The following is a 20,329-nucleotide window of genomic DNA, read 5'->3' on the forward strand; positions in this document are numbered from 1 at the left end:
GGGTCAGACCAGGTTCTGGGCGTCGATCATCACCTGCCGCGTTCGCAGCAGCGGCGCGCCGAGATGATAGTGAAGCTGGGCGCGCAGCACGCTCTTCAGCTCGGCCAGCGACCCGGCGCAGGCGGCCTGGATCGCCCGCACGTCGCCGTGCCGCAGCGCCGCCTCGAGGCCGACCAGCGCGGCGCCGCCGATCGCCGCGTCGGCTGACGTCGATGCCGCAACGCCGGCGTCGGGTCGCAGCGCGTAGCCGCGCCCGGGCTCGACAGCCTGCTGGGTCTGCGTCTCGACGCTGAGGTCCGGCAGCCAGCCGATCTCGCGCAGCAGCACCAGTTCGAAGGCGCGCAAGGCGCCCTGCATCGCGCCGTCGTCGGCGAGCGCGAGGGTGCCGAGCGTTGCCGCATAGATGTCGAACAGCACGGGGTGCGGGTCCTGCCGCGCGAGCAGCTTCATCAGCAGCTCGTTGAGGTAGAAGCCGCTGAACAGCGCCGCCCCGCTCAGCATCGGGCCGCCGCCGGCCCACTCGGCCGAGCGCAGGTTATGCACCTCGCGGCTGTCGTCGTCGTCGGGTGCCCGCCCGAACGAGAGCAGCAGGCGCTGGAACGGCAGCAGCACGCTGCGCAGCTGCGAGTACGGTTTCTTGGCGCCCTTGGCGGCAACCGCAACGCGGCCGCGCTCGCGCGTGAACACGTCCAGGATCAGGCTCGATTCGCTCCAGTCGTAGCGATGCAGCACGTACGCGGCCATCGGGCCGCTGCGCAGAGCCTTGGCCACGCGGGCTAGAAGATATGAATGGGCCCGGCGGGCCCGAGCAGCGCGCCCGGACGCGGCGGGCCCAGGCGCAAGGCGCAGCCGTGGCGTTGCGTCACGGCGAGCATCTGCAACGCCGGAGCGGGCGTGCCTGAGCGTGATGAGCGGGCATGCCGGATCCGTTCACACCGTCTCAGTAGCCGTACGAGCGCAGGTGGGCCTCGTCGTCGGCCCAGCCGGCGCGCACCTTGACCCAGAGCTCGAGGAAGACCTTGGCGTCGAGCAGGCGCTCGAGTTCCTGACGCGCCTCCGAGCCGATGCGCTTGAGGCGCTCGCCGCCGGTGCCGATCACGATGCCCTTGTGGCTCTCGCGCTCGACGATGACGGTCGCGGCGATGCGACGCAGCTCGCCCTCCTCGACGAACGAGTCGATCACGACGGTCGAGGTGTAGGGCAGCTCGTCGCCGGTCAGGCGGAACAGCTTCTCGCGCACGATCTCGCTGACCAGGAAACGGTCGGTCCGGTCGGTGAGCGCGTCGGCGTCGTAGATCCAGGGCTGCTCGGGCAGGTAGGGCCGGACGATGTCGAACAGGCGCTCCACGTCCGCGTTCTTCTTCGCGCTCATCGGCACGAACTCGGCGAACGGGAAGCGCTGCTGCATCGACTGCAGCCACGGCATCAGGTCGGCACGCCGCACCACCGTGTCGAGCTTGTTGGCGACCAGCAGCACCGGCTTGTCGCGCGGCACGAGCGCGAGCACCTTCTCGTCGTCGGGCCCGAAGCGGCCGGCCTCGACGACGAGCAGCACCGCATCGACGTCGGTCAGCACGCCGTGCACGGTGCGGTTGAGCGTACGGTTGAGCGCCGCCACACGACGCGTCTGGAAACCCGGCGTGTCCACGAAGATGTACTGCGTGTCGCCGCGCGTCTGCACCCCGTCGATGCGGTGCCGCGTGGTCTGCGCCTTGTCGGAGGTGATGCTGATCTTCTGACCGACCAGCGCGTTCAGCAGCGTCGACTTGCCGACATTGGGCCGACCGATGATGGCGACGCGGCCGCAGCGCTGAGGCGTGGCGTCGAGGCCCGCCTCGACGGCCGTGTGCGCGACACCTCCAGCGTGCGCTGGCGACCCGGCATCGACCTCGGGCGCGTCGGCCGGAGCGGCGCCTTCGGGTGCCGCCTCGCCGCCGCCCGCGTCCGCGGCAGGCTCGACGCCCTGCGGCACGGAGCGGGGCTTCCTGGCCATCAGGACTGCAGCGCGCTGCCGGGGCGGTCGCTGCTGCGCAGGGTGTCGAGCATGCGGCGCGCGGCTTCCTGCTCGGCGGCCCGGCGCGACTTGCCCTCGCCCGCTTCGGAGAGGCCGAGCGTCGGCACCGCGCACTCGACCTCGAAGGTCTGCGCGTGGGCCTGGCCGCGAGTCGCGCTGATGCGATAGACCGGCACCGGCAGGCGCCGCGCCTGCAGCCACTCCTGCAGTTCGGTCTTGGCGTCCTTGCTCCAGCTGCCGATGTCGGTGGTCTCGATGATCTCGCCGAACAGGTTCTGGACCAGCGCGCGGGCAGCGTCGAAGCCGCCGTCCTGGAAGGTGGCGCCGATCAGCGCCTCGACCGCGTTGGCGAGGATCGATGCCCGTTGCGCACCACCGCCGCGCGCCTCGCCTTCGCCGAGCTTGAGCAGCTCGGGAAGGCCGAGCTGCAGGGCGACGCGGTGCAGGCTGTCCTCGCGCACCAGGTGTGCGCGGATGCGGCTGAGGTCGCCTTCGTCCGAGCCGGCGAAGCGCTCGAACAGCATGCTCGACACCACCAGGCTCAGCACCGCGTCGCCGAGAAATTCGAGCCGCTCGTTGTGATCGGTGCCGAAGCTGCGGTGCGTGAGGGCGCGCTGCAGGAGCGCGGGGTCTGCGAAGCGGTGGCCCGTGCGCTGTTGCAGGGCAAGGAGGCGAGAGTCCATGAGCAATCGGTGTCGCGCAAGCCTGCGGCCGCGCTGCAATCAGTGACGCGTCACTGGCGGTTCGATCGTCCTTCGTACTTGATGAGCAGGTAGACCGGCTTGATCAGCTCGATCTCCTTGTCGTAGGCGAAGCTGATCACGATCTTCTCGTCTTCCTTGGTGATCGCCAGGTCCTTGGCCGAGATCGACGTGATCGAGTATTCGATGGTGCGCTGCTTCTCGAAGGCGTTGCGGACTTCGGCGACCGTGCCGGCGCCCTCGCCGGCGATCTTGTTGACCGCCTGCTTGATCGTGAAGTATTCGTTCAGCGTCGGCAGCACGCGCATGGCGATCAGCGCGACGAAGCCGATCACGGCCGCCCAGAACAGCAGGCCGATGAGGGTGATGCCGCGCTCGGCGGCCCCTGCGGGCCGGGACACGGGTCGCTGGTGGTCGAACGCAGCCATGGGTCAGTGAAACGCGCCGATGCGTTTCAGGTTCCCGAAATTCATCCAGATGTAGAACGCCTTGCCGACGATGTTCTCGTCCGGAACGAAGCCCCAGAAGCGGGAATCCTGCGAGTTGTCGCGGTTGTCGCCCATCATGAAGTAGTGCCCCGGCGGCACCTTGCAGGTCACACCCTCGGCACTGTAGCGGCAGTTCTCCCGATACGGGAAGGTGACCGATTCATCGGCCCAATGAAACTGCTGCGATTGCGGATTAATGAGGATGCCGTGCTCCACCGTGCCGAGCTTTTCCTTGAACGCGGGCTGGTAGCGCATCGACTCTTCGTCGTAGTAGCCCGGCGGCGGCAGCGGCTCGCGCGGCACCTCCGCGCCGTTGATGTAGAGCCGCTGCTGGCGGAACGACACCTCGTCGCCCGGCACGCCGACCACCCGCTTGATGAAGTCGGTGCTGGTGTCCTTGGGGTAGCGGAACACCATCACGTCGCCGCGCTGCGGGTCGTGGTTGGCGACGATCTTCTTGTTGATGATCGGCAGCCGCACGCCGTAGTGGAACTTGTTGACGAGGATCAGGTCGCCCACCATCAGGGTCGGGATCATCGAACCGGAGGGGATCTTGAACGGCTCGAACAGGAACGAGCGCAGCAGGAACACCGCGAGGATCACCGGGAAGAGGCCCGCGGTCCAGTCGAGCCACCACGGCTGCAGCAGCACGGCCTGCTTCGCCGATGCGAGGTTGTCGTCGACCTTGTCGATGCCCTGTGCCTTCAGCTGCTCGCGGCGCCGCGCCTCCTCGGCCTCGAGCGCCCGCGCCGCCGCGGCCCGGCGCGGCGCGAAATGGAAGCGCTCGGCCAGCCAGTACGCGAACGTGACCAGTGTCATCACGAACAGCAGCAGCGAGAAGTTGCCGCTCCACCGGTTGAAGTACCAGCCCGCGAGGAACACGCCGAGCAGGCCGTAGAGGACGGCGGTAAGCGCTCCCATCAATCGTCCACCTGGAGAATGGCGAGGAACGCCTCCTGCGGCACCTCGACCGAGCCGATCTGCTTCATGCGTTTCTTGCCGGCCTTCTGCTTTTCCAGCAACTTGCGCTTGCGGGTGATGTCGCCGCCGTAGCACTTGGCGATGACGTTCTTGCGCAGGGCCTTGATTGTCTCACGCGCGATGATGTTGGCCCCGATGGCGGCCTGCACCGCCACGTCGTACATCTGCCGCGAGATCAGCTCGCGCATCTTGGCCACCACGGCGCGGCCGCGGAACTGGCTCTGGCTGCGGTGGACGATGATCGAGAGCGCATCGACGCGATCGCCGTTGAGCAGGATGTCGACCTTCACGACGTCGGCGCCGCGGTACTCCTTAAACTCGTAGTCCATCGACGCGTAGCCGCGGGAGACGCTCTTGAGCTTGTCGAAGAAGTCGAGAACGATCTCCGCGAGCGGCATCTCGTAGGTCAGCATGACCTGACGGCCGTGGTAGGCCATGTTGAGCTGGTTGCCGCGCTTCTGGTTGGCCAGCGTCATCACCGGCCCCACGTAGTCCTGCGGCATGTAGAGGTGCACCGTGACGATCGGCTCGCGGATCTCCTTGATGCGGCCGAGGTCGGGCATCTTCGAGGGGTTCTCGACGTGCAGCAGCTCGCCGTTGTTGAGCTCGACCTCGTAGACCACCGACGGCGCGGTCGTGATGAGGTCCTGGTCGAACTCGCGCTCGAGGCGCTCCTGCACGATCTCCATGTGCAGGAGGCCGAGGAACCCGCAGCGGAAGCCGAGGCCGAGCGCCTGGCTCACCTCGGGCTCGTAGTGCAGCGAGGCGTCGTTGAGCTTGAGCTTCTCGAGCGCGTCGCGCAGCTGGTCGTACTCGCTGGCCTCGACCGGATAGAGGCCGGCGAACACCTGCGGCTGGACCTCCTTGAAGCCGGGCAGCGGTTGTTCGGCGACGCCGCGGTTGTTCGGCAGCTTCTTCTCGACCGTTATGGTGTCGCCCACCTTGGCGGCCTGCAGCTCCTTGATGCCGGCGATCACGAAGCCCACCTCGCCGGCGTGCAGGTCGTCGCGCGCGACCGCCTTGGGCGTGAAGACGCCCAGCTGCTCGGCGTTGTAGACGGCGTTGCTCGCCATCAGGCGGATGCGCTCGCCGCGTTTGAGCGAGCCGTCGACGACGCGCACCAGCATGACGACCCCGACGTAGTTGTCGAACCACGAGTCGATGATCATCGCGCGCAGCGGCGCCTCCACGGACCCGCGCGGCGACGGCATGCGATGCACCACCGCCTCGAGGATGTCGTCGATGCCCTCGCCGGTCTTGGCGCTGCACGGGATCGCGTCCGTCGCGTCGATGCCGATCACGTCCTCGATCTCCTCGCGAGCACGAGCCGGGTCGGCCTGCGGGAGGTCCATCTTGTTGAGCACCGGCACCACCTCGACGCCGAGGTCGAGCGCGGTGTAGCAGTTGGCGACGGTCTGCGCCTCGACGCCCTGGCTGGCGTCGACGACTAGCAGCGCGCCTTCGCAGGCCGACAGCGAGCGGCTCACCTCGTACGAGAAGTCGACGTGGCCGGGGGTGTCGATCAGGTTGAGGTTGTAGGTCCGACCGTTCCGCGCGACGTACTGCAGTGCCGCCGTCTGCGCCTTGATCGTGATGCCGCGCTCGCGCTCGATCTCCATCGAGTCGAGCACCTGCGCTTCCATCTCGCGATCGCTGAGGCCGCCGCAGCGCTGGATCAGGCGGTCGGCGAGCGTCGACTTGCCATGGTCGATGTGCGCAATGATCGAGAAATTACGGATGTGGTCCATGCCGTCGCGAGGAGGTGGGTTGAGCCGTCTGGCACGCGCGACGGACCGGCCGTCCGAGCGCTCAGGCTCGCATCGCCAAGCGATGTGCGACGCGCGAAGCGCCGTGCGGAAGCTAAAAAAAAGGCACGTCGATGAACCGACGCGCCTTCCAACAAAAACGTTTGGCAACTGCTTGTTGGGGCTTCATTGTAGCCAAAAGACCTGGCCGAAAGCCCCTCAAAGACCCGATTTCCAGCAGTGCCGGTGCCGTGCCGAACGGCGTTGTACACAGGATATCAACAGCAGCTGCCCTGCTCTTGACCCATGCGCAGGAATCGGCGGCGGGAACCTCCTGATTCCCGCTACGCGAGGCTCGAACGCCATCGCAGTACGTAAGCATCTGCTCACGTACCGCACGGCGCCGTTCAGCGCGCCGGCCGCAGGATCAGGAAGGTCGCGGCGTCGCCGCGCTTGACCAGCAGCGTCACCGGCTTGCTCTTGTCGAGCTTGGCCGTGACTGCCGCGAACTGGCGGGCGCTCGTGATCTCGACGTTGTCGATCGTCATGATCACGTCGCCCTCGCGCAGACCCGCGCGCGCCGCGACGCCCTCGGCGCTCTCGACGCGCACGCCGTTCTTCACCTTCAGCTCGCGCTTTTGCGCATCGGTGAGATCGGCGACTGCAAGGCCGAGCGCACCGACCGGCGCCGGCTTGGCACCCTCGCCTTTATCCGGGGTCGCCCGCGCGCTCTGCTCGGCTTCGAACTCGGCCACCGTCACCGCCAGATCACGCGTGGCTCCGCGGCGGAACACCTGCAGCGTGGCACGCGTCCCCGGCTTGATCGCGCCGATCACGCGCGGCAGATCGCGCGAGCTCTCGACGGTGCGGCCGTCGACCCGGGTGATGATGTCGCCGGCCTCCACGCCGGCCTTGTCGGCCGGGCCGCCCGCCTCGACGCTGCGCACCAGCGCACCGGTGGGCTTGCCGAGGCCGATCGCCTCGGCGACCTCGCGCGTGACCTGGTCGATGACGACGCCGATGCGGCCGCGGATGACGCGTCCGCCGACCCGCAGCTGCTCGGAGACGCGAATCGCCTCGTCGATCGGGATGGCGAACGAAATGCCCATGTAGCCGCCCGAGCGGCTGTAGATCTGCGAGTTGATGCCGACCACTTCGCCGCGCATGTTGATCAGCGGACCGCCCGAGTTGCCGGGGTTGATCGCGACGTCGGTCTGGATCAGCGGCAGCAGGTCGCCGGTGTCGCGCGACTTGGCGCTCACGATGCCGGCGGTGACCGTGCTCTCGAGGCCGAACGGCGAGCCGATCGCGATGACCCACTCGCCCGCCTTGAGGCGCGACACGTCGCCGGTGCGCACGAACGGCAGACCGCTGGCGTCGATCTTCACCAGCGCGACGTCCGAGCGCTTGTCGGCGCCGACGATCTTGGCCTTGAACTCACGCTTGTCGGCAAGCGTGACGATCACGTCCTCGGCACCCTCGACGACGTGGGCGTTGGTCATCACGAAGCCGTCGGCGGTGAGGATGAAGCCCGAGCCCACGCCGCGCGGCTGGGCCTCGCCGCCACCCGGCGCCGGCTGCTGGCCACGCGGCCCGGGCCGATTCGGGATCGGAATGCCGAAACGCCGGAAGAACTCGAGCATGTCCTCGTCGATCTCCGGGTTCTGACCGGGCCGCGCCATCTGTCGCGCGCGTTCGGTGGTGCGGATGTTGACGACCGCCGGCCCGACCTTTTCGACGAGCTCGGTGAAGTCGGGCAGACCCTGGGCGTGTGCCGGCGCGGGCGCGACGCCCGTCGCCAGGCCGAAGGCGAGCAGCAGCGCGCCGAGGCCGGCGCTCCAGGGGCGGAAAGAGCGAAGACGTTGCATGTCGTTCCTGATGAGGTTCATGAAAGCCACGGTTGATGCATTGGAGTCGTATCGATCGAACGGCGAGCGCGCCGGCAGCGATGACCGGCAGTGCCAAGCCGCGTCATCGCCACGTCACTTGCGGCGCTCCAGGGCATCGGCGAAAAGCCGCAGCGTGGCTACCGGGGTGTCGCCGACGACCGTCAGCCACCAGTCGCCCTGCCGCTTCGTGAGGGTCTGCGTCGCACCGACCGACGTGACCGTCGGCCGTACGTGCAGATGGGGACGAAAGCGCTCGATGAAAAGCGACACGTAGGTCAGACCATCCGAATAGATCGCCTGCAGCACCGGCTCGGCACCTGACTCGAGACCGTCGGGCGGGCTGCCGATCTGGCGGATCACGCAGCTGACGCGGCGAAAGCCGGGCGCGACCTGCCGCAGGCTCCAGCCCTCGTCCTCGAGCGCGGTGCGCGTGAGCACCGGCTTGGTGATCCGGTAGCCGTCGAGCTGCTTCATCGCCTGCACGATCGCGGCAGGCTGCGGCTTGACGTTGATCGTGACGTCCGAGAACGCCGACGTCTCGAGCACATCGCCCCGTTCACCGAGCACGTCGACGCGCAGCAGGAGCCCGGTCTGCTTCTCGGCCCACAGTCGGTAGCCGTAACGCAGGTCATCACGCGGGCGCACCGCGAGCACCTTGGCCACGTGGCCCGCGACACGGTCTTCATCGACCACGCCCACGTCGTAGTGGTCGGTGATGGCGTCGTTGCCGCCCTGCAGCAGCGCCGGAAACGAGTTGAGGAGCCCGCGCTGCTCGATCATCGCGACACCGCTGCCGGGCCACACGGTCTGCACCACGTCGTTGTGTCGAAACACGCGCCGCGCCTTGCCGTCGAGCGGTTCGATGCGCTCGAACTGGTTGGCACGGTCGCTGTAATGGACGATGCGCGCGCTGGCCACGTTGCCGCCGCCGCTCACCACGAAGGTGCCGTGATAGTTGTTGTGGCTGGCGGCGTCATGGATGCGCATGAGCCACGCGCGCACCTCGCGCGGCGGGACGGCGCTCGCCGGCCGGCTGGCAGGGACTTGCGCGCAGACCGGCGCGAACAGCGAAAGTGCGAGCGCCGAGGCAGCGCAGGCTCGGCGCATCATCGCGGGTCAGCGGCGCGGGCCGTCGGCCGCAGCACTGCGCACGAACACCGACGACGCACCCAGCATCGAGGTGCCGCCGAATTGGCGGTGCGCCGCGAGGTAGCGGTCGAGCGTCGGGTCGCGGATCACGCCGTTGCTGGCGACGGTGGCCGGAGCCGGCATCGAAGGCGCCACCACCGGCATCGGCCCCGCCGCGGTCGTCGACGGAGCGTCGTTCGTGCGCACGAGCCCCGTGACCCCGATCACCATCACGAATCCGGCTGCGAGCGCGACCGGCATCTTCCACGTCGTGCGCGAACCAACCCGCTCGGCATCGTCGGCATGTTGCACCCGGTCCGGCAAGGCTGCCGGTGCCAGCACCACCGGCTCCGCAGCGAGGCGCTCGCGGAATGCGGCGAGGAACGAGGCGTCGTGGTCGCCGTCCGACGCAAGGTCGTCGGAGCGCAGCACGTCGCCGATGAGCTGGTAGGCGTGCCAGGTGCTGCGTGCCGACGCGTCGTCGCGCCAGCTGCTGCACGCCTGGTCGGCGCCGATGAGGTCGAGCTCGCCGTCGACGAGCGCCGAAAGGCGCTCCATGGCGGCGTCGCTCCCTGCGGGGGTCTGCATGTCTGTCTCCAACGATCCTGTCTGGGGTGTCTGCGTGCCGGCCGTGCTCACCAGCGGTCGCCCTCGCGCGTGTCGAGCAGCGGACGCAGACGGGCCGCGATCGCTTCGCGCGCCCGGAAGATGCGCGAACGCACGGTGCCGATCGGGCAATTCATCAATTCTGCGATCTCTTCATAGCTGAGGCCTTCGATCTCGCGCAACGTGATGGCCTGGCGCAAGTCGTCGGACAAGGCTTCGATCGCAAAGTTCACCGCATCGGCGATCTGCTTGCTGGCGAGCACCGCGTCGGGTGTCTCGCCGGTGGTTAGTTCGTTTTCCGTGCGGGAAGTTTCATCGCCCTCCTCGCGCGGCGTGCGCAGCGCCTCGGTGACGAGCGGATCGCGCTTGAGCTCGAGCAGCGCCTTCTTGGCCGTGTTGACCGCGATGCGGTAGAGCCAGGTGTAGAACGCGCTCTCGCCGCGGAACTGCGGAATCGCGCGGTAGGCGCGGATGAAGGTTTCCTGGGCGATATCGGGCACCAGGTCGACGTCGCGCACCATGCGCCCGATCAGGCGCTCGATGCGGCGCTGGTACTTGACCACCAGCATCTCGAACGCGCGGACGTCGCCCTGCTTGACGCGCTCGATCAGCGGGGCGTCGGCATCGGGACCGTTCATGGCGCGAGCACGCCGGCGTCGGCGCCCTCGTCGGCCGGGCGCGCCGTGTAAATGGTCGACCGCAGCAGGTGCCAGTCGACGCCGAGCGCGCCGCGCTCGACGGGCAGCCAGCGGGTGTCGCCACGCATGGTCGGCTGCTCGGGCTGCAGCCGGAGCAGCATCCAGCCGCCGGCATCGATCGCCACCTCGAGGCGGGTCGGCACGGCGTCCCGCGCCGGCGCGTCGGCTGCAGCGACGAGCCAGCGCGCGCCGTCCCAGCGCAGGTCGACCGGGTGAGCGGGGATCAGCAGCAGCCAGCGCGCGGCATACGCGGTTGCGACGAGGCAGAGCGCGCCGAGCGCGATGCGCAGCGCCAGCGGCTCGGGCCCGAGCACCGCCCAGGCCGCGATGCTGACGCTCGCGAGCCCCGCGAAGGTCGCGACCAGCCCGCGCCAGACGGCGAAGCGGCGAATCGAGACCTGGAGCGGCGAAGAGGTGCGCATCGGCGCCGCGAGCGCGGGCGGGTCAGACGCGCTTGAAGACCAGCGTGCCGTTGGTGCCGCCGAAGCCGAAGTTGTTCTTCATCGCGAAGTCGATCTTCAGGTCACGCGCGGTGTTCGCGCAGTAGTCGAGATCGCACTCCGGATCGGGGTTGAAGATGTTGATGGTCGGCGGCGAAACCTGGCGCTGCAGCGCCAGCACGGTGAACACCGACTCGATGCCGCCCGCGCCGCCGAGCAGGTGGCCGGTCATCGACTTGGTGGAGTTGACGACCAGCTGCTTCGCATGGTCGCCGAACGCGAGCTTGATCGCGTTGGTCTCGTTGATGTCGCCGAGCGGGGTCGAGGTGCCGTGCGCGTTGAGGTACTGGATCTGGTCGGCGCCGACGCCGGCCGACCGCAGCGCCGCCTGCATCGAGCGCTTCGGGCCATCGACGTTGGGAGCGGTCATGTGGAACGCGTCGGCGGTCATGCCGAAGCCGACGAGCTCGGCATAGATCTTCGCGCCGCGTCGCCTGGCGTGCTCGTACTCCTCGAGCACCAGCACGCCGGCACCCTCGCCGAGCACGAAGCCGTCGCGATCGCGATCCCACGGCCGCGACGCCGTCTGCGGGTCGTCGTTGCGGGTCGAGAGCGCACGCGCGGCGGCGAAGCCGCCGACGCCGAGCGGCGACACGGTCGCCTCGGCGCCGCCGGCGATCATCACGTCGGCGTCGTCGCACGCGATCAGGCGCGCTGCCGCGCCGATGCTGTGCAGACCGGTGGTGCAGGCCGTGACGATGGCGAGGTTCGGGCCCTGGAAGCCGAACGCAATCGAGACGTGGCCCGAGATCATGTTGATGATCGACGCCGGCACAAAGAACGGCGTGATCCGGCGCGGCCCGCGCGACGCGAGCTCGGCGTGCGTCTCCTCGATGAGCGGCAGGCCGCCGATGCCCGAGCCGACGAGGCAGCCGATGCGCTGCGCCTCCTCCTCGCCGAGGTCCGAGCCGGTCGGCAGACCGGCGTCGCGCACCGCCTGGATCGAGGCCGCGAGCCCGTAATGGATGAACGCGTCCATGTGACGCGCTTCCTTCGCGGGGAAGTAGTCCTCGACCTTGAACCCTTTGACCTCGCCGGCGAACTTGCAGGCGAAGCCCGAGGCGTCGAACTTCGTGATGTCGGCAATGCCGGAGCGGCCCGCGAGCAGATTGCCCCAGGCCTCATCGACCGAATTGCCGACCGGGCTGATGATGCCCAGGCCGGTGACGACGACGCGTCGCTTCATGCGCGCGATGACCGGTTCGTGCCCAGGCCCAACGCTCAGGCAGCCTTCTGATGCTTGACCGCGTAGTCGATCGCGAGCTGCACGGTCGTGATCTTCTCGGCTTCCTCGTCGGGAATCTCGATGCCGAACTCGTCTTCGAGCGCCATCACGAGTTCGACGGTGTCGAGCGAGTCGGCGCCGAGGTCGGCAACGAAGGCCTTGTCGTTGGCGACGTCCGCCTCAGGAACGCCGAGCTGCTCGGCGATGATCTTCTTGACGCGGGCTTCGATGTCGCTCATGACTCCTCCGGGAAATGGTGAAAAAAGTTGTGCCGCATTCTACGGCCAGCAAACTGCTGGCAAACCCCAGCACGCGGCGTGCCGGAAGCCCCCTCGACCGGCGGTTCAGGACATGAACATGCCGCCGTTGACGTGCAGTTCCGACCCCGTGATATACGACGCCTGGGGCGACGCGAGGAACGCCACGGCGTCGGCGATTTCGCCGGGCTGACCCAGCCGCCCGAGCGGGATCTGCGCCATCAGGCCGGCGGTCTGCGCCTCCGACAGCGCCTTGGTCATGTCGGTCTCGATGAAGCCCGGCGCAACGCAGTTGACGGTGATGTTGCGACTGCCGAGCTCGCGCGCCAGCGCGCGCGTCATGCCCGCGACGCCCGCCTTGGCGGCGGCGTAGTTGGCCTGACCGGCGTTGCCGCTCGCGCCGACCACCGACGTGATGTTCACGATGCGGCCGTAGCGCTGCTTCATCATCGGGCGGATCGCCGCCCGGCTGACGCGGAACACGGCGCTGAGGTTGGTCGACACGACGGCGTCCCAGTCGTCGTCCTTCATCCGCATGGCGAGCGTGTCGCGCGTGATGCCGGCGTTGTTGACGAGCACGTGCAGCCCCCCGTGCTCGGCGACCACGCGGTCGACGAGGGTCTGCACGCCGGCGGCGTCGTTGACGTCGAGCACGGCGCCGCTGCAGCGCTCGAAGCGCGCGAGCTCGGCCGAAATGCCCGCCGCGCCGGCTTCGCTGGTGGCGGTGCCGACGACGCGAAAGCCGCGTTCCGCGAGCGTGAGGGCGATCGCCCGGCCGATGCCGCGCGACGCGCCGGTGACGAGCGCGACCTGATCCTTGGGGGCTTCGATGCTCATGGGGCGACCCTCCGCGCTGCGCGCTCCGGGATGAGCGCCCGGGAGCGGCCCGGCGCGCTCATGCCAGCACCTCGCGCGCAGCGGCCAGCGAGGCCGGGTCGAACACCGGCGCCGCGACCAGGCCGGCATCGATGCGCTTGACGAGCCCGGCGAGCACGCGGCCCGGCCCGCACTCGACGATCGCACGGGCACCGCGGTCGCGCATCGCCTCGATCGTCTCGACCCAGCGCACCGGCGCGAACGCCTGCCGGTAGAGCGCGTCGCGGATCGTCGCGGGGTCGCTCTCGACCGCGACGTCGACGTTGTTGACGACCGGGATCGTCGGTGCGGCGATCGCGACGCCGGCCAGGCGCTCCTTCAGTCGCTCGGCGGCCGGCCGCATCAGCTGCGAGTGGAACGGCGCCGACACCGGCAGCAGCATCGCGCGCTTGGCGCCTGCCGCCTTGAGCACCTCGCAGGCGCGCTCGACGCCGGACTTGGTGCCGGCGATCACGGTCTGGCTGCGGTCGTTGAAGTTGACCGCCTCGACGACTTCGCCGGTCTGCCCGGCGACCTCGACGCAGCGCTCGCGAACGACCTGCGGCTCGAGGCCGAGAATGGCCGCCATCGCGCCGACGCCGACCGGCACCGCCTCCTGCATCGCCTGCGCTCGAAAGCGCACCAGCGGCAGCGCGTCGCCCAGCGTCAGCGAGCCCGCCGCCACCCACGCGCTGTACTCGCCGAGCGAGTGACCGGCGAGCAGCATCGGGCGCGCGCCGGTCTCGGCAAGCCAGGCCCGGTAGCACGCGACGCCCGCCGTCAGCATCAAGGGCTGCGTGTTGGTCGTGAGGTCGAGCTGCTCCTTCGGGCCCTCGCGGATGAGGCGCGCGACGTCGGTGTCCAGCGCCGCCGAGGCTTCCTCGAGCGTGGCGGTGACGGCCGGATGCCCGGCCCAGGCGTCGAGCATGCCGACGGCTTGCGAGCCCTGGCCGGGAAAGACGATCGCGAATGGCTGCATCGGAGATTCGGTTGAGTCCGGGATGACGGGAGCCGGCGCACCGGCAGGAGCTCCGCGCGGCGCCGCTGCGCCCGCGCCGCCCGCTAGTAGTCGAGCAGCGCGGCGCCCCAGGTGAAGCCGCCGCCGACGCCCTCGAGCATGACGGTGTCGCCGCGCCGCACCTTGCCAGCGCGCACCGCCTCGTCGAGCGCCAGCGGGATCGACGCTGCCGACGTGTTGCCGTGGTGGTCGACCGTGACGACGAGGCGCTCGGGCGCGAGCTTCAGCTTCTTGGCCGTGCTCTGCATGATGCGAATGTTGGCCTGATGCGGGATCAGCCAGTCGATATCGCTCGCAGCGCGCCCCGCCTTCTCGAGCACCGCCCGCGCGACCTCTTCGAGCACGCCGACCGCGAGCTTGAACACCGCCGGCCCGTCCATCTTGAGGAGCGGATCGCCCAGCACGTTGCCGCCCGACACGTGCCCCGGTACGCAGAGGATGTCGACGTAGCGGCCATCGGCGTGCAGTTCGGTCGCCAGGATGCCGGGCGTGTCGCTCGCCTCGAGCACCACCGCGCCGGCCCCGTCGCCGAACAGCACGCAGGTGGTGCGGTCCGAGAAGTCCAAGAGGCGCGAGAACACCTCCGAGCCGATCACCAGCGCCTTCGAGGCGACACCGCTCTTGATCATCGAGTCGGCGACCGAGAGCGCGTAGACGAAGCCGGCGCACACGGCCTGCACGTCGAACGCCGCGCAGCCGTGGATGCCCAGCTTGCGCTGCACGATGCACGCCGACGACGGGAACACCATGTCGGGCGTCGAGGTCGCGACGATGATCAGGTCGAGCGAATCCGGGTCGCAGTCGGCGGCGGCGAGCGCCTGCTGCGCTGCGAGCACCGCCAGGTCGCTGCAGGCGACGTCCGGCTCGGCGAAGTGGCGCGACTCGATGCCGGTGCGCTCGACGATCCAGGCGTTGGAGGTCTCGATGCCGTCGGCGGCGAGCCGTTCGGCAAGCGCCGCGTTGGTCACGCGGTTCGGCGGCAGGTAGCTGCCGGTTCCGGCGATTCTCGAGTAGCGGGGGGGAGTGGGTGTCATTCAGACGCGGGCGTCGTCGGCTGCCAGCGCGTCACCCAACTCCGCAGCGGCCGGCATGGCAGCCAGCGTGGCGAGAATCCGATCGTGGACACGGTCGAGCAGGCCGTTTCGCGCGGCATCATAAGCCCGATTGAGCGCGTGCTCGAAGGCGAAGGCATCGGCCGAACCGTGGCTCTTGAAGACGAGGCCGCGCAGCCCGAGCAGCGCGGCGCCGTTGTAGCGCCGGTGATCGACCCGCTTCTTGAAGTGGTTGAGCACCGGCAGCGCGACGAGCGCTGCCAGGCGCGTGCCGAGGTTGCGCGTGAACTCCTGCCGGATGAAACCGGCGAGCATGGTCGCGAGGCCTTCCGAGGCCTTCAGCAGCACGTTGCCGACGAAACCGTCGCAGACGACGATATCGGTCGTGCCCTTGAAGATGTCGTTGCCTTCGACGTTGCCGTGGAAGTTGATGAGGCCGCTCGCGGCGGCCTTGCGGAGCAGGTCGCCGGCGCGCTTGATCGTCTCGCCGCCCTTGATCGCCTCTTCGCCGATGTTGAGCAGGCCGACCGTCGGCTCGCGCTTGCCGGCAACGGCATCGACGAGCGCGCTGCCCATCACCGCGAATTGCAGCAGGTGGTCGGCCGAGCAGTCGATGTTCGCGCCGAGGTCGAGCACCGTCGTGTAGGCGTCGCGTTCGTTCGGGATGACGGTCGCGATCGCCGGGCGATCGATGCCGTCGAGCGTCTTGAGGACGTAGCGCGACACTGCCATCAGCGCGGCGGTGTTCCCGGCCGAGACGCAGGCGTGCGCGGCCGCGGGCTCGCCGCCGTCGCTCTTGACCTGGCTCACCGCGACGCGGAGCGACGAATCCTTCTTGCGGCGCAGCGCGATCTCGAGCGTGTCGGTCATCTCGACGACTTCGCTCGCGGCGACCAGGGTCGTGCGCGGCCAGCCGGCAGCCGGCGCGAGTGCGTCGGAGCGGCCGACCAGAATCAGTTCGGCTTCAGGATGGCTGGCGAGGAACGCCCGGCACGCCGGAAGCGTGACCGAGGGGCCATGGTCGCCGCCCATGCAGTCGACCGACAGCCGTATCACGTCGGACACGTCGAGCCCCGCCCCGCAAGGGGAACGGACGTCAGGCGTCTGCCTTCGTCTTCAGGACCTTGCGCCCACGGTAGAAACCGGTCGGGCTGATGTGGTGGCGCAGGTGCGTCTCGCCGGTGGTCGGCTCGATCGCGGTACCCGGCTGGGCAAGCGCGTAGTGCGCACGGTGCATGCCGCGCTTGGACGGCGATTTCTTGTTCTGCTGGACGGCCATGGGGGCTAACTCCTGAGGCTCACCAAGGTCGGAGAGCGGTGTCGCTGACGCCAAGCCGATCGGTTCTCGGCGCCGGCGGCGCGGACTCGACGCGCGGTTTGCGGCAAGACCCGGGCATTTGCGTAAAGCCCAAGAGTATAGCAAGAGCCGCCCTCTGGCCGCCAGCCCGGGAGCCGGAAAGCCTCAATCGTCGGTGCGGTCGCGCTTGAGCGCGGCGAGCGCGGCGAACGGATTCGGCGCCTCGGGCGCATCGGCAGCGGTGTCGTCCGGAAGCGAAAGCGGCGCCGGGCAGACGTCGTGGCGCGGCACGATCGGCAGCATCAGGATGAGCTCGTCCTCGACCAGCTCGTGCAGGTCGAGGGTGCGCGTCATCGCGAGCACGTCGTGATCGTCGTCCTCGGCATCGAGCGCGGCGGCGTTGTCCTCGCCGTGCACGAAGCGGAACTCGCGCTCGACGTCGAGCGGCAGCTCCATGGGTTCGAGACAGCGCTGGCACTGCAGGTGCACACGCGTGTGCGCGTAGAGGCGCAGCCACGTCTCGGCATCCTTGCCGCGCGTGTCGCGCTGCTCGCCGACGGCCCGCCAGGCGACGCCCGGGTCGGACTCCGGCTCGGGCAGCGTCGATTCGGCGAGTCGCTCGAACTCGTGCAGCGGCCAGTCGCCACCGAGCGTGGCGCCTTCGCCGGCGAAAGCCTCGACATCGAGGCGGCGGGGATCGAATTCACGCGTCATCCGGGCGAGTGTACGAGCGCGCCCGCGGCGCGATCGCCAGCGGGTTGCCGCCCTCCCTGGTGCTGGCAGCGGCCCGGCTTCCGTTCGAGGCGTCCACGACGATCGACCGTCATTGCCTGCGTCTGACCCGGCGGGCACCCGATCGGCGCCCGCGCGCCCGATGGGACAATCGCCGCATGCCCGCACCGCGTCGCCTCGTACTCGGTTCCACCTCGCGCTACCGGCGCGAGCTGCTCGAGCGCCTGCGGCTGCCGTTCGACGTCGAGTCGCCGGACGTCGACGAGGCGCCCCGTTTCGGCGAGCAGCCGGCCGAGCTCGCGCCGCGGCTTGCGCTCGCCAAGGCCGACGCAGTCGCCGCCCGGCACGCGGCGGCGGTGGTGATCGGCTCGGACCAGGTTGCCGACCTGAACGGTGTCGCGATCGGCAAGCCGGGCGACCACGCGCGCGCAGTCGAGCAGCTGCGAACGATGCGCGGGCAAACGGTCGTGTTCCACACGGCGGTGGCGGTGGTCTGCCGCGAAACTGGCTTTCGCGACGTCGCGGTGGTTCCGGTGCGCGTGCGCTTCCGGCAGCTGGTCGACGCGGAGATCGAGCGCTACCTGCGCCTCGAGCAGCCCTACGACTGCGCCGGCAGTGCGAAGTCGGAGGCGCTCGGCATCGCGCTGCTCGACGCGGTCGAGTCCGATGATCCGAGCGCACTCGTCGGGCTGCCGCTGATCCGAACCACCGCCTTGCTGCGCGCTGCCGGCATCGACCCGCTCGGCGTCGACCGCGACGCATGAGCGCTCCGAAGGGCACGCTCTACCTGGTGCCGAACACGCTCGACTTCGGCGTCGCCGGCGCCGGATCGGCGCTCGACGACGTGCTGCCGCTCGGCGCGCTGCGCCGCGCCGCCGCGCTCACGCATTGGGTCTGCGAGAACGCCAAGACGACGCGGGCGTTCCTCAAGCGCGTCGACGCGGTGGTGCCGCTTGCCGCACCGTTGCAGTCCCTGTCGCTGTTGGAATTGCCGCGCCCGCCAAAGGGGCGGCCGACGGCGGCACCCGTGGATCTCGGAGCCTTGCTGGCGCCGGCGCTCGCCGGGCACGACGTCGGCCTGATCTCCGAAGCAGGCCTGCCGGCGGTCGCCGACCCCGGCGCGCTGCTGGTCGACGCCGCCCATCGCCTCGGCGTCGCCGTGGTTCCGCTGGCCGGCCCGAGTTCGCTGCTGCTCGCCCTGGCGGCGAGCGGTCTCGATGGCCAGAGCTTCGCGTTCGTCGGCTACCTGCCGGTCGGCGCGCCGGAACGTGCCGCGCGCATCCGCGAGCTCGAGGACCTGTCGCGGCGCCTCGGTCAGACCCAGCTGATGATCGAGACGCCTTACCGCAACCCGGCGCTGCTCGCCGCCCTGGTCGAGCGCCTCGCGCCGGCGACGCGCCTGTCGGTGAGCTGCGGCCTGACGCTGCCCGGCGCGTTCACGCGCAGCGATCGCGTTGCGGACTGGCGCCGCTCGCCGACGACGCTGCCGGCTGATGTGCCGGCGGTGTTTGCGTTCGCAGCCTGAGCAGGCGCCCCGGCAGCGGCCCTAGTTCGTCTCGGTTTCCTGCTGCGGCTCGGGCAGCTTGGCGCCGAACAGCGCGGCGACGCGCTTCTTGGGCTTGATGTTCGGCGAGAGACCGCGCACCGGCACCGGAGGCGCTGCCTTTTCCCACGACGGCTCGCCGGCGCTCGGGTTGGGCTCGTACGGACGGTCGAAGAACGGATCGCCCGGCGGCCGGCGCGGCGCGCTGCGCTCGGCCGCACGCGGGGCGGCCGGAGCCTCGCTGCGCGGCGCCTCGCTGCGCGAGCGTTCGCGATAGGCGCGCGGGGGCGGCGCGTCGTCGAGTTCGAGCGGCTCGAGCTCGATCTTCTTCTTGATCAGCTTTTCGATGTCGCCGATCAGGCGCGCATCCTCGCGCGTGACCAGCGTCACCGCCAGGCCCGACGCGCCGGCACGACCGGTGCGGCCGATGCGGTGCACGTAGTCCTCGGCATTGAACGGCACGTCGAAGTTGAAGACCGCCGGCAGGTCGGCGATGTCGAGGCCGCGCGCGGCGACGTCGGTCGCCACCAGCACGTCGACGCTGCCGGCCTTGAACGCGTCGAGGGCCTTCAGCCGCTCGTCCTGCGACTTGTCGCCGTGCAGCGCGTTGGTCCTGAGGCCGTCGCGCTCGAACGAGCGCGCGAGACGCGCGCAGCCGAGTTTCGAGTTCACGAAAACGATCGCCTGCGAGAGCTCGCGGTCCTTGAGGAGCTTGAGCACCGCGTGCCGCTTGTCGTCGGTCGCGACGCTGTAGAAGCGCTGCTCGACGTTGGTCGCAGTGGCATTGGGCCGCGCCACCTCGACCAGCAGCGGGTTCTGCAGGTAACTCTCGGCCAGACGCTTGATCTCGGGCGAGAACGTCGCCGAGAACAGCAGCGTCTGCCGCTGCTTCGGCAGGTACGAAAGAATGCGCTGCAGGTCGGGCAGGAAGCCGATGTCGAGCATGCGGTCCGCCTCGTCGAGCACCACGTACTCGACCTGATTCAGCACGCAGTTCTTCGCCTCGATGTGATCGAGCAGGCGCCCCGGCGTCGCGACCAGCACCTCGACGCCCTGCTTCAGCTCGAGCGTCTGCGGCTTCATGTCGATGCCGCCGTAGACCACCGCCACGCGCAGCTTCGAATGGGCGGCGTAGCCCTTGATGTTGGCGGCGACCTGGTCGGCGAGTTCGCGCGTCGGTGCGATGACGAGCGCGCGCACCGGATGGCGCGCCGGCGACATGCTGGCGTTCTCGTGCCGCAGCATCTTGTGCAGCAGCGGCAGCGAGAACGCGGCGGTCTTGCCGGTGCCGGTCTGCGCGGCGCCCATGATGTCGCGGCCGGCCAGGACGTGCGGAATCGCCTTCGCCTGGATGGGCGTCATCGTCGTGTAACCCTGGTCCGCGACGGCGCGCTGCAGGACCGGGTCGAGGCCGACGCTCGAGAACTCGAGCGACGCGGGAGTGGGATCGGTGGGAGTTTCGGTGGCGTGCGGCGCCGAACGCTCGGCGTCCTCGGTCTTCAACATGTCTGTCATCTGCGGATTATCGCCGCTGGGCAAAGCCCGTGATATATGGGAGGGCGCGGACGAGGCCCTCGGCGCACGTCGGGGCGGCTAGACT

Annotated in this window: 22 protein-coding genes; 2 read left to right on the plus strand and 20 right to left on the minus strand. The window is 69.5% G+C overall.

The window, feature by feature from the left end; all coding sequences use genetic code 11:
* Window positions 1-3: 3 nt before the first annotated feature.
* The 19 genes from recO to HQN59_RS14515 all read right to left on the minus strand — a co-directional run bounded on the left by recO (window position 4) and on the right by HQN59_RS14515 (window position 17,168).
* Window positions 4-771, minus strand: a complete 768-nt coding sequence (gene recO, locus HQN59_RS14425) for a DNA repair protein RecO (RefSeq protein WP_425342728.1) — start codon at window positions 769-771, stop codon at window positions 4-6.
* A 169-nt stretch (window positions 772-940) separates the two neighbouring features.
* The gene (gene era, locus HQN59_RS14430; protein ID WP_176069803.1) at window positions 941-1,993 is read right to left on the minus strand and encodes a GTPase Era; all 1,053 of its coding nucleotides are present in this window, start codon (window positions 1,991-1,993) and stop codon (window positions 941-943) included.
* Window positions 1,993-2,697: a ribonuclease III gene (rnc, locus tag HQN59_RS14435; RefSeq protein ID WP_176069804.1), complete on the minus strand. Its 705-nt coding sequence runs from the start codon at window positions 2,695-2,697 to the stop codon at window positions 1,993-1,995. Before rnc ends, era begins: the two co-directional genes overlap by 1 nt.
* A gap of 50 nt (window positions 2,698-2,747) precedes the next feature.
* Complete coding sequence (locus tag HQN59_RS14440) at window positions 2,748-3,143, minus strand: DUF4845 domain-containing protein (protein ID WP_176069805.1); 396 nt, start codon at window positions 3,141-3,143, stop codon at window positions 2,748-2,750.
* Window positions 3,144-3,146: 3 nt separating this feature from the next.
* A complete protein-coding gene (gene lepB / locus HQN59_RS14445) occupies window positions 3,147-4,124 on the minus strand; it encodes a signal peptidase I (RefSeq protein WP_176069806.1) in 978 nt (325 codons plus the stop codon).
* Window positions 4,124-5,932, minus strand: coding sequence for a translation elongation factor 4 (gene lepA, locus HQN59_RS14450; RefSeq protein WP_176069807.1), 1,809 nt, complete (start codon window positions 5,930-5,932; stop codon window positions 4,124-4,126). The genes lepB and lepA overlap by 1 nt, the downstream gene beginning before the upstream one ends.
* A gap of 404 nt (window positions 5,933-6,336) precedes the next feature.
* Entirely contained in the window at window positions 6,337-7,797 is a 1,461-nt protein-coding gene (locus HQN59_RS14455; RefSeq protein ID WP_176069808.1) for a DegQ family serine endoprotease, read from the minus strand.
* Between the two features lie 114 nt (window positions 7,798-7,911).
* Entirely contained in the window at window positions 7,912-8,928 is a 1,017-nt protein-coding gene (locus HQN59_RS14460; protein ID WP_342451209.1) for a MucB/RseB C-terminal domain-containing protein, read from the minus strand.
* Window positions 8,929-8,934: 6 nt separating this feature from the next.
* Window positions 8,935-9,534, minus strand: a complete 600-nt coding sequence (locus HQN59_RS14465) for a sigma-E factor negative regulatory protein (protein WP_176069810.1) — start codon at window positions 9,532-9,534, stop codon at window positions 8,935-8,937.
* A 47-nt stretch (window positions 9,535-9,581) separates the two neighbouring features.
* On the minus strand, window positions 9,582-10,190 hold the full coding sequence (rpoE, locus tag HQN59_RS14470) for an RNA polymerase sigma factor RpoE (RefSeq protein WP_176069811.1): 609 nt from the start codon (window positions 10,188-10,190) through the stop codon (window positions 9,582-9,584).
* The gene (locus HQN59_RS14475) at window positions 10,187-10,672 is read right to left on the minus strand and encodes a hypothetical protein (protein ID WP_176069812.1); all 486 of its coding nucleotides are present in this window, start codon (window positions 10,670-10,672) and stop codon (window positions 10,187-10,189) included. Before HQN59_RS14475 ends, rpoE begins: the two co-directional genes overlap by 4 nt.
* A 22-nt stretch (window positions 10,673-10,694) precedes the next feature.
* Window positions 10,695-11,936, minus strand: coding sequence for a beta-ketoacyl-ACP synthase II (gene fabF, locus HQN59_RS14480; protein WP_176069813.1), 1,242 nt, complete (start codon window positions 11,934-11,936; stop codon window positions 10,695-10,697).
* 35 nt (window positions 11,937-11,971) lie between these two features.
* A complete protein-coding gene (gene acpP / locus HQN59_RS14485; RefSeq protein WP_176069814.1) occupies window positions 11,972-12,214 on the minus strand; it encodes an acyl carrier protein in 243 nt (80 codons plus the stop codon).
* Window positions 12,215-12,319: 105 nt separating this feature from the next.
* Window positions 12,320-13,069: a 3-oxoacyl-ACP reductase FabG gene (fabG, locus tag HQN59_RS14490; protein WP_176069815.1), complete on the minus strand. Its 750-nt coding sequence runs from the start codon at window positions 13,067-13,069 to the stop codon at window positions 12,320-12,322.
* A 58-nt stretch (window positions 13,070-13,127) separates the two neighbouring features.
* Window positions 13,128-14,066: an ACP S-malonyltransferase gene (fabD, locus tag HQN59_RS14495; protein ID WP_176069816.1), complete on the minus strand. Its 939-nt coding sequence runs from the start codon at window positions 14,064-14,066 to the stop codon at window positions 13,128-13,130.
* 83 nt (window positions 14,067-14,149) lie between these two features.
* On the minus strand, window positions 14,150-15,139 hold the full coding sequence (locus HQN59_RS14500) for a beta-ketoacyl-ACP synthase III (RefSeq protein WP_176069817.1): 990 nt from the start codon (window positions 15,137-15,139) through the stop codon (window positions 14,150-14,152).
* Window positions 15,140-16,213: a phosphate acyltransferase PlsX gene (gene plsX / locus HQN59_RS14505; protein WP_176069922.1), complete on the minus strand. Its 1,074-nt coding sequence runs from the start codon at window positions 16,211-16,213 to the stop codon at window positions 15,140-15,142.
* Between the two features lie 40 nt (window positions 16,214-16,253).
* A complete protein-coding gene (gene rpmF / locus HQN59_RS14510) occupies window positions 16,254-16,436 on the minus strand; it encodes a 50S ribosomal protein L32 (RefSeq protein ID WP_176069818.1) in 183 nt (60 codons plus the stop codon).
* A gap of 183 nt (window positions 16,437-16,619) precedes the next feature.
* Complete coding sequence (locus HQN59_RS14515; protein WP_176069819.1) at window positions 16,620-17,168, minus strand: YceD family protein; 549 nt, start codon at window positions 17,166-17,168, stop codon at window positions 16,620-16,622.
* Between the two features lie 176 nt (window positions 17,169-17,344).
* Here HQN59_RS14515 and HQN59_RS14520 point away from each other — a divergent pair, with 176 nt between their 5' ends.
* Both HQN59_RS14520 and HQN59_RS14525 read left to right on the plus strand, forming a co-directional pair.
* On the plus strand, window positions 17,345-17,950 hold the full coding sequence (locus HQN59_RS14520; RefSeq protein ID WP_176069820.1) for a Maf family nucleotide pyrophosphatase: 606 nt from the start codon (window positions 17,345-17,347) through the stop codon (window positions 17,948-17,950).
* On the plus strand, window positions 17,947-18,711 hold the full coding sequence (locus HQN59_RS14525) for an SAM-dependent methyltransferase (protein WP_176069821.1): 765 nt from the start codon (window positions 17,947-17,949) through the stop codon (window positions 18,709-18,711). The genes HQN59_RS14520 and HQN59_RS14525 overlap by 4 nt, the downstream gene beginning before the upstream one ends.
* Window positions 18,712-18,732: 21 nt before the next feature.
* Here HQN59_RS14525 and HQN59_RS14530 read toward each other — a convergent pair whose 3' ends face one another.
* Window positions 18,733-20,235: a DEAD/DEAH box helicase gene (locus HQN59_RS14530; RefSeq protein WP_176069923.1), complete on the minus strand. Its 1,503-nt coding sequence runs from the start codon at window positions 20,233-20,235 to the stop codon at window positions 18,733-18,735.
* Window positions 20,236-20,329 lie beyond the last annotated feature (94 nt).

Source organism: Rhizobacter koreensis, from assembly GCF_013366375.1.
In the GTDB taxonomy this organism is placed as follows: Bacteria; Pseudomonadota; Gammaproteobacteria; order Burkholderiales; family Burkholderiaceae_C; genus Schlegelella_A; species Schlegelella_A koreensis.